Origin of the sequence: Bathymodiolus azoricus thioautotrophic gill symbiont (genome assembly GCF_001298715.1) — a bacterium.
Lineage (GTDB): Bacteria > Pseudomonadota > Gammaproteobacteria > PS1 > Pseudothioglobaceae > Thiodubiliella.
In genome coordinates this window covers 1-7,939 of record NZ_CDSC02000319.1, presented here as the reverse complement: position 1 = coordinate 7,939, position 7,939 = coordinate 1, and the positions used below count along the sequence as shown (strand labels likewise).

At 38.0% G+C, this 7,939-nt stretch carries 8 protein-coding genes; 1 reads left to right on the top strand and 7 read right to left on the bottom strand.

Annotation, left to right across the window (positions count from 1 at the left end):
- Positions 1 to 84: 84 nt before the first annotated feature.
- The 7 genes from cysM to BAZSYMA_RS06140 all read right to left on the bottom strand — a co-directional run bounded on the left by cysM (position 85) and on the right by BAZSYMA_RS06140 (position 6,566).
- Positions 85 to 993: a cysteine synthase CysM gene (cysM, locus tag BAZSYMA_RS06170; RefSeq protein ID WP_090716751.1), complete on the bottom strand. Its 909-nt coding sequence runs from the start codon at positions 991 to 993 to the stop codon at positions 85 to 87.
- On the bottom strand, positions 975 to 1,523 hold the full coding sequence (locus BAZSYMA_RS06165) for a hypothetical protein (RefSeq protein WP_090716748.1): 549 nt from the start codon (positions 1,521 to 1,523) through the stop codon (positions 975 to 977). Before BAZSYMA_RS06165 ends, cysM begins: the two co-directional genes overlap by 19 nt.
- A 2-nt stretch (positions 1,524 to 1,525) precedes the next feature.
- Positions 1,526 to 2,905 (bottom strand): AAA family ATPase, encoded by a 1,380-nt coding sequence (locus tag BAZSYMA_RS06160; protein ID WP_090716745.1) that lies wholly within the window; start codon positions 2,903 to 2,905, stop codon positions 1,526 to 1,528.
- Between the two features lie 6 nt (positions 2,906 to 2,911).
- Positions 2,912 to 3,976 carry a threonine synthase gene (gene thrC, locus BAZSYMA_RS06155; protein WP_090716742.1) on the bottom strand — a complete coding sequence of 355 codons (1,065 nt, stop codon included), beginning with the start codon at positions 3,974 to 3,976 and terminating at the stop codon, positions 2,912 to 2,914.
- A gap of 12 nt (positions 3,977 to 3,988) precedes the next feature.
- On the bottom strand, positions 3,989 to 5,266 hold the full coding sequence (locus BAZSYMA_RS06150; RefSeq protein ID WP_090716740.1) for a homoserine dehydrogenase: 1,278 nt from the start codon (positions 5,264 to 5,266) through the stop codon (positions 3,989 to 3,991).
- A 64-nt stretch (positions 5,267 to 5,330) separates the two neighbouring features.
- Positions 5,331 to 5,870: an RNA pyrophosphohydrolase gene (locus BAZSYMA_RS06145; RefSeq protein WP_090716737.1), complete on the bottom strand. Its 540-nt coding sequence runs from the start codon at positions 5,868 to 5,870 to the stop codon at positions 5,331 to 5,333.
- Positions 5,871 to 5,900: 30 nt separating this feature from the next.
- Positions 5,901 to 6,566, bottom strand: a complete 666-nt coding sequence (locus tag BAZSYMA_RS06140) for a Bax inhibitor-1 family protein (protein WP_090716735.1) — start codon at positions 6,564 to 6,566, stop codon at positions 5,901 to 5,903.
- A 59-nt stretch (positions 6,567 to 6,625) separates the two neighbouring features.
- Here BAZSYMA_RS06140 and murD point away from each other — a divergent pair, with 59 nt between their 5' ends.
- A complete protein-coding gene (gene murD / locus BAZSYMA_RS06135) occupies positions 6,626 to 7,930 on the top strand; it encodes a UDP-N-acetylmuramoyl-L-alanine--D-glutamate ligase (protein ID WP_090716733.1) in 1,305 nt (434 codons plus the stop codon).
- The last annotated feature ends 9 nt before the right edge of the window (positions 7,931 to 7,939 follow it).

The window sequence follows — 7,939 nt, the reverse complement described above, 5'->3', positions numbered from 1 at the left end:
CTTTTGTGTTTTCACCCAATGGGTGAAGACGGTTTTTTGGTTGAAATCATTATACCAGTTGGGGTTTGTGTGTTTTTTTGATTTCTATTTTTGGATTAGGGTAATTACATTAAATAACCCAGTAGAAAGGTACCTATCTCCTCGGTCGCAAGCGATAGTCACAATCACAGCATTATCCACTTGCTTAGATAGCTCAATAGCAGCAGACACAGCACCACCAGACGATACACCAGCAAAAATACCTTCTTGCGTGGCTAAATCACGGGTGGTTTGTTCGGTAGCAACTTGTGAGACATCCATTATTGTATCAACTTTAGTGGCGTCAAATATTTTTGGTAAATATTGTGTTGGCCAGCGACGAATGCCTGCAATTTTTGCCCCGTCTTCAGGTTGTACACCGATGATTTGAATGGTTTTGTTATGCTTTTTGAGTGTTTCAGATACACCCATAATCGTGCCAGTCGTCCCCATAGCCGAGACAAAATGCGTAACCTCGCCATTCGTGTCTTGCCATATTTCTTGTGCAGTTGTGTTGATGTGCGCACCTGAATTATCCCTATTAGAGAATTGGTCAAGTTGCTTACCTTTGCCGTCTTTTTCCATGGTGTCGGCTAAATCTCGTGCACCTTCCATCCCCGCTGCTTCGCTGACTAAAATCAACTCAGCACCATACGCCGCCATCGCATCCCTACGCTCTTGAGAGAGATTTTCAGGCATAATCAATATCATTTTATAGCCTTTAATCGCTGCCACCATCGCTAAGGCAATCCCCGTATTGCCACTGGTGGCTTCAATCAAGGTATCGCCTGTACTGATTTCACCGCGCCCCTCGGCTTGGGTAATCATATTTAATGCCGTACGGTCTTTTACCGATCCAGCAGGGTTATTACCCTCAAGTTTGAGCAAAATAGTGTTAGATTTATTGGGGTTGAGTCTTTGTAATTTAACCAAAGGCGTGTTGCCGATGGTTTGCTCTATGGTTTTGTATTGCATAATTTTCTGAATTCCACATGTTCTGACGCATTAATCCTTAAAAAATCTTGAGGAGTTTTATTTTCGTTTACTTTTTGTAATCTTTCTGATCTTTTGTTGGTGCCAATGTTAAAGATACTAACAAAATATGGATGATAATTTGTTAAAAGAGAGTGATTGTAAAATTTATCACTAATACTGCAACAATAATCTATGACACATTGTGCGCCTTGTAATTGTTGCTCAACTTCTTTTTTTTGTTTTCTGGTGGTAGAAAGCTCAATAAAAATTAACTTACTATCGGCAATAATAATAAAATCTGAACGCTTACATTGACCAATCTCACTGGAGCAATTAAAAAATTCTTTTAAATCTGGAAAACTATCGGCTTTAATAGCAATAGCATCTTCTGGCGTTTGCCTGATGGTTATTGAATAAGAATTTTCCTCAGATGTCTCTTCTAATTTTATACAGTGTTTTCCATATTCACCTTCTGTTGCCTTTATTAACTTATCTTTAAATAATTCTTCTAACAGCCCAAAGTCGTCCATTTTTATTGCCAAATAATACTTTCTTGAATTTTATTCATCTTATCAATAGTGTCTTCAAAACCACCACCGCTAATTCCTAATTTATCATCTATTTCCACAGGAGTTAAAGTGTTATTTCTAGTTTTTCTCGTATTGCCATCTAGTTTTATTGATGCTTTTTTAGCGACATACATTTTAACCTGTTGAGGCTTCAATAAGTCGTTACACTTGTACCCCTCTTTGTTAGCAATTGTTTTTAGATAATCATTATTGGCGTCAGAGTTAAGCATGATTAAAGTGCTGAATTCTTTGGTGATATAATCACTGTGGGTGGTGATAAATACTTTGATACCTAAGTTAACTAAATTGGCTAATATTTGAGCAATCAGTCGTTGGTTTTCAGGGTGTAGATTTAATTCTGGTTCGTCTATGATAAGTAAATCATTTGGTTTTGCGATATGTTTCATATAAAAACCAAGATCTAATAATGAACGCACCGCACTTGAACTTTCACCTAATTCTAATTTTATTGTTGATTTATTAGGACGAAAAATTAAGTTATCACTTTTGTCTAATTGATATTTTCCACCTAGAATGTCGCTAAATTTTTTTAGAATATCTGGGTGTTCTTTTACGATAAAGCTGTCTTTTTTTGATATTTTTTTTAATCTACGAATAAACTCTACATTTTTTTCAACTGGAAGAGGGTAATCGTGGTAATTTTTAAACAATAAATCTATCGGATCAACTTCTTTATTACCATGCATCTCTTTTAATAATCGAGTGCGAGCAAAATCCAGTTCATCTTTAAAAATTGCTGCACCTGTTCGTTCTGCACTTGCAATAAAGACATTCGGCAATAAATCATCAAACAAAATTTCAACAATAAAATCTTCAATAATATTTTTAATAATTTGTTTAGGGAGTTCTGTTTGATCTTTTTTACTTAACAAGGAAATTATCAAGTGGTTGCTATTCTTTGCCTTAGTCAAAGAAAACATTTGATTTTCATTACTTCCCACAGTTTGTTTAAATTCTTTTTCTAAAGAGAGGTTTTTGGTTGTTTTAATATCAAATTGGGCGGACTGAAATAAGCTTTCTTTTGAGGCGAAAATATTGGCCAATTGCTTGCTATACTTTTGACATGCTTGCTTTAAATATCCACCAATTTTATTTCTGTAATCTGCTAAATCAATAGATACACTACCACTGCTTAACAAGTCTTCCACATAGGTATCTTTAACTTCTATTTGCAAAAATTTATTCTTCAACTCTAAAAAACCAAATAAGGCATAGGTCGTGTAAGTCTTTCCTGTGTTGTTTTTGCCACAGATAATAGTTAAATCACCCATTTCAAATTCTGCTTGTTTGATTGCACCAAGATCTTTTAGTTTAATTTTCATATTTTTTTACATATTATCTAAAATCGCATTCTTAACTTCTTCCATCACAGGGTTGATATTAATCATCTCATCAGAACATTGGGCAATTGCTGTATCAGGGTCTTTTAAGCCATGACCTGTTAAGGTGCAAACAATTTTTGATCCTTCAGAGATCTTGCCACTTTTAATGTCACGCATTGCACCTGCTAGTGATGTGGCTGATGCAGGCTCACAGAAAATACCTTCTTTTTCGGTTAGTAGTTTTTGAGCGCTCAAAATATCAGCATCGCTTAGTGCATCAAACCAACCGTTTGATTCCCTTTCAACTTCATGTGCCAAATCCCAACTTTGCGGGTGGCCAATACGAATAGCGGTCGCAATTGTTTCGGGATTGTCTATCATCTCACCTTTTTTAAAAGGGGCAGAACCTTCTGCTTGATAGCCCACCATGGCAGGTGTTTTAGTGGCCTTGCCATCTTGTTGGTATTCCTTATAGCCCATCCAATGTGCAGAGATATTGCCCGCATTACCCACAGGCAAACAGTGATAATCAGGCGCATCGCCCAATTCTTCAACAATCTCAAAGCTGGCTGTTTTTTGACCTTGCAGACGAAAAGGGTTGATTGAATTTACAATGGATACGGGCGCATGCTCAGCCACTTCTTTAACCAAGCGCATACCATCATCAAAGTTACCTTTGATTTGAATAATCACCGCACCGTGAATCATTGCCTGCGCTAATTTACCTAAGGCAATCTTACCTTCTGGAATAAGTACAAAGGCTTTAATGCCAGCGCGGGCTGCATAAGCAGCAGCAGAGGCGGATGTATTGCCTGTAGAAGCGCAAATAATGGCTTTTGATCCTGCTTCTACCGCCTTAGTTACTGCCATCGTCATGCCACGGTCTTTAAATGAACCGGTTGGATTTAAGCCTTCGTATTTCACATAAATATCAACTTTTTTACTCAGTAGGGCGGGGATATTTTCTAAGCGAATAAGAGGCGTATTGCCTTCACCTAGGCTGATAAAGCGTGTGTTTTCGTTAACAGGTAGTCTATCTTTATAGTGGTTAATTAAGCCGGTATATCTCATTGTATTGTCCTTTTAGTCTAATGTTTCTACATGAATGATTTTAACCTCTTCTTGGATAGAATCATGTTTTTGAATTGCTGCTACTACTGCATTAATATTGCTGGTCTTTACTTGGTTGGTAATAATAGCGATATGTGCATTGTCTTGTGCGTCAATTTGCTTTTGTACAACTGCCTCTACGCTAATATTGTGATTGGCAAAAATTGCTGTAATATCTGCCAACACCCCTGGTTTATCAGTGGCTAATAAGCGTAGATAAAAGATGCTTTCAATATCATCTTGATTTTGATAAGGTATTGCTTCAAATGACTGCCAGCCTAAAACATTATGACTGAGCGTGTCTTTAATCACATCAACCAAATCAGCAATCACAGCACTTGCTGTAGCTTCAGCACCAGCACCAGCACCATAATAAAGCGTTGGACCCACAGCATTGCCTTTGATTAAGACTGCATTCATCACGCCATCAACATTTGCCAATAGGCGAGTCTTTGGGATGAGTGTTGGATGCACACGCATTTGAATTTTACCGTTGAGTTTCTTAGCAATGCCTAAGTGCTTAATGGAGTAACCTAACTCTGTGGCAAAGGCCACATCTTCACCACTGATTTGACTAATGCCCTGTGTAGATACTTTGTCAAATTGCAACTCACAACCAAAAGCAATGGCGGCTAATATGGCTAATTTGTGCGCTGCATCAATGCCTTCAACATCAAAAGTTGGGTCAGCTTCAGCATAGCCCAACTCCTGTGCTTCTTTCAGCACATCGGCAAAATCTCTACCCTTATCACGCATTTCAGTTAGGATGAAGTTGCCTGTACCGTTGATAATGCCAGCTACCATTTCAATTTGGTTGGCACTCAGCCCTTGCTCTAAAGATTTAAGGATTGGAATACCACCCGCTACCGCTGCTTCAAACAACAAATGCGTGTTGTTGTCTTTTGCCAAAGCAAGCAATTCATTGCCATGGGTGGCAATCAAGGCTTTATTGGCAGTAATCACATGCTTGCCATTTTTAATGGCTGTTTTTACCAGTTCTTTTGCTAAAGTAGTGCCACCCATTAACTCTAAGACAATATCAATTGAGTCATTATTAACGATTTCAAAAGGTGCTTGAGTGAACTCAATGCCCTTTGTTGGGCAAATGCGAGGTTGATTGATATCTCTAACTGCGGCGTGCGTTACTTGTATTTGTACGCCTGTGCGACGCATGATTTCAGCTTGATTTTTTGCTAAGACATTAACCACACCACCACCAACAGTGCCCAGTCCCAAAATCCCTATATTCATAAGTTAATCCTATCTATGAATGAATAAAGGTTGGAATTATACCAATAGAGACCACTGCATTAGATTATTTGTTGAGTGTAATTGCCACGCATTTAAGTGAACGGAAATATTGTGTTGGAACTTTATGTTGATTGTCAAATAACACAGGGGCTAAAGATTTGAGCATATCTTCATAAATCGACTTTTTAAAGTCAATTATCATCTCAATAGGGTGCCAATAATCCACCCATTGCCAATCGTCAAACTCAATGTCACAGTGCGTGTCTAGTTTGATATTGCTCTCTTCACCAGTAAGTTTTAGCAAAAACCATACCTGCTTTTGTCCAATGCAAAGTGGTTTTTGTCTGCGTCTTATGTGTTGTTTTGGCAAATCATAACGCAACCATTTTGGTGTTTTGGCAATCAAGTCTACATGTTCAGGTAAGAGTCCAACTTCTTCATTTAACTCACGAAACAAAGCCTCAAGTTCACTTTCTCCCTCGTCAATGCCACCTTGTGGCAATTGCCAAGCATCCTGTTGATGACGCTTGGCTAAGAGTACCTGCTTTTTGTCATTGGTAATAACGATACCAACATTGGCACGATACCCCTCTTGATCAATCATAATAAGGGGTGGTTTTTTGTTGTTGAGTGATTAATCGTCGCCAAATACACCCAAAATATGCATCAAACTGGCAAACATATTGTGTAATGCTAAATACAGACCAACCGTTGCTGAAATGTAATTAGTCTCTCCGCCATTAATAATAGCGGACATTTGTGAAAGCATAAATGCACCCATGATTAATACCACGGCAAATGAAATGGCTAAGCTAACAAAAGAAGATTCAATAAAAAATATATTAATTAAATACAAAACAATAATGCCAATCATAGCAAAAAATATCATGCCATTGAGAAAACTAAAATCTTTTTTGGTGTTTTGCGCATAAAAGCTAATTGCAAAGAAGGAGACACCCGTACCAGTTAGTGCTTGCATTACTAAATTTGCACCATTTGGCGTTGCTAAGTAATGCGTCAACATCGGACCAAGGGAATAGCCCAATAGACCTGCAACTGCAAATGCAGTTAAAATCCCCATATTGCTATTTTGAGTTCTTGGTAAGACAAACCAAATTACCACAATTGCTGCGATTGAACTAACGATTGCTGAGCCAAAACTTGCGCCAATAGAGATTGAAAACCAAGAAGACAAGCCACCAAATACTAGTGTGTATGATAATAATTTCATAGTGTCTGACAAAACTTTATTTTTAACCTTGGTAACTCTCATTGTTGCCATATTTGCAAATATATTCATAATTTATCCTTTGTTGTTAAGCGTGTAAAATGATTTAATTTTATACTAAAAAAACCAAGATGAAGTTGATTTTAGGCTTAGGAAAAACAGGTGTCTCTATTGCACGGTTTTTAACCAAACAACAAGTTGCTTTTAGGGTGGCAGATAATCGAAACACTCCCCCATTTTTATCGCAATTTAAAAGCCAATTTAACACAGAAAATTTATTTTTAGGCGACTGGAAGCCTGAGTTGTTAAATAATATTGATGAAGTTATTATTAGCCCTGGGGTCGCTCAAAGTGAGACTATCGTGATTTTGGCTAGGGCCAATAACATCCCTATTATTAGTGATATAGCGTTATTTTCACGCCATGCCCAGGCCCCAATTATTGGTATTACCGGCTCTAATGGCAAATCAACCGTTACCCAACTACTCGGTGAAATGATTGCCAATGATGGCAAAAAAGTTACCATTGGCGGCAATATTGGCAAGCCAGCATTAGATTGTTTAAGTGATAAAGTTGATTATTATGTGTTGGAATTATCCAGTTATCAACTAGATTACACACAGAATTTAGAGTTATTAACTGGCGTGGTGCTCAACATCACTCCTGATCACCTAGACCGATACCCCAGTTTTGAGCATTATGCCAAGTCCAAGCTCAGCCTATATCAATATTGCCAGCATCCAGTTATCAACGCAGATGAACCGCTCACCTCAACGATAGATAACGCCAAATATTTTGGTACTGATATGCCTAAGAAAGACAGTGATTTTGGCACCGTTATCTGCCACGGCAGTTGCTATATTTTAAAAGGCGATGACCCACTAATGGATGTAGACGATATGTTACTCATTGGACAACACAATATAGTTAATGTATTGGCTGCACTTGCTTTGGGCGAGCAAATTGGACTTAATACCGACTCAATGATCACGACCATTAAAATCTTTAAAGGCTTAGAGCACCGCCTAGAATGGATCACAAAAAAGCAAAATATTAATTATTACAACGACTCCAAAGCCACCAATGCCATTGCCGCTATTACCGCACTCAATGCACTAATTGATAAATATAAAAACATCGTACTCATTGCAGGTGGCATCAAAAAGCAAGAAGACTACAGCGCTTTATTTGAATTGATTGATAACAATATATCCAATGTTGTTTTAATCGGGCAAAGCGCTAAAGAATTGGGTAACAACATCTACACTGCAAAGGTTACCTATGCCAACTCTATGGAAGCGGCAGTTAATACCGCCAGCACCTTAATTGACAGCGGTGCGATTTTGTTGTCCCCAGCTTGTGCGAGTTTTGATATGTTTGATGATTTTGAGCAGCGTGGGTGGGTGTTTAAGAATGCTGTTTTGGCAATATTATAAAACCCCAAC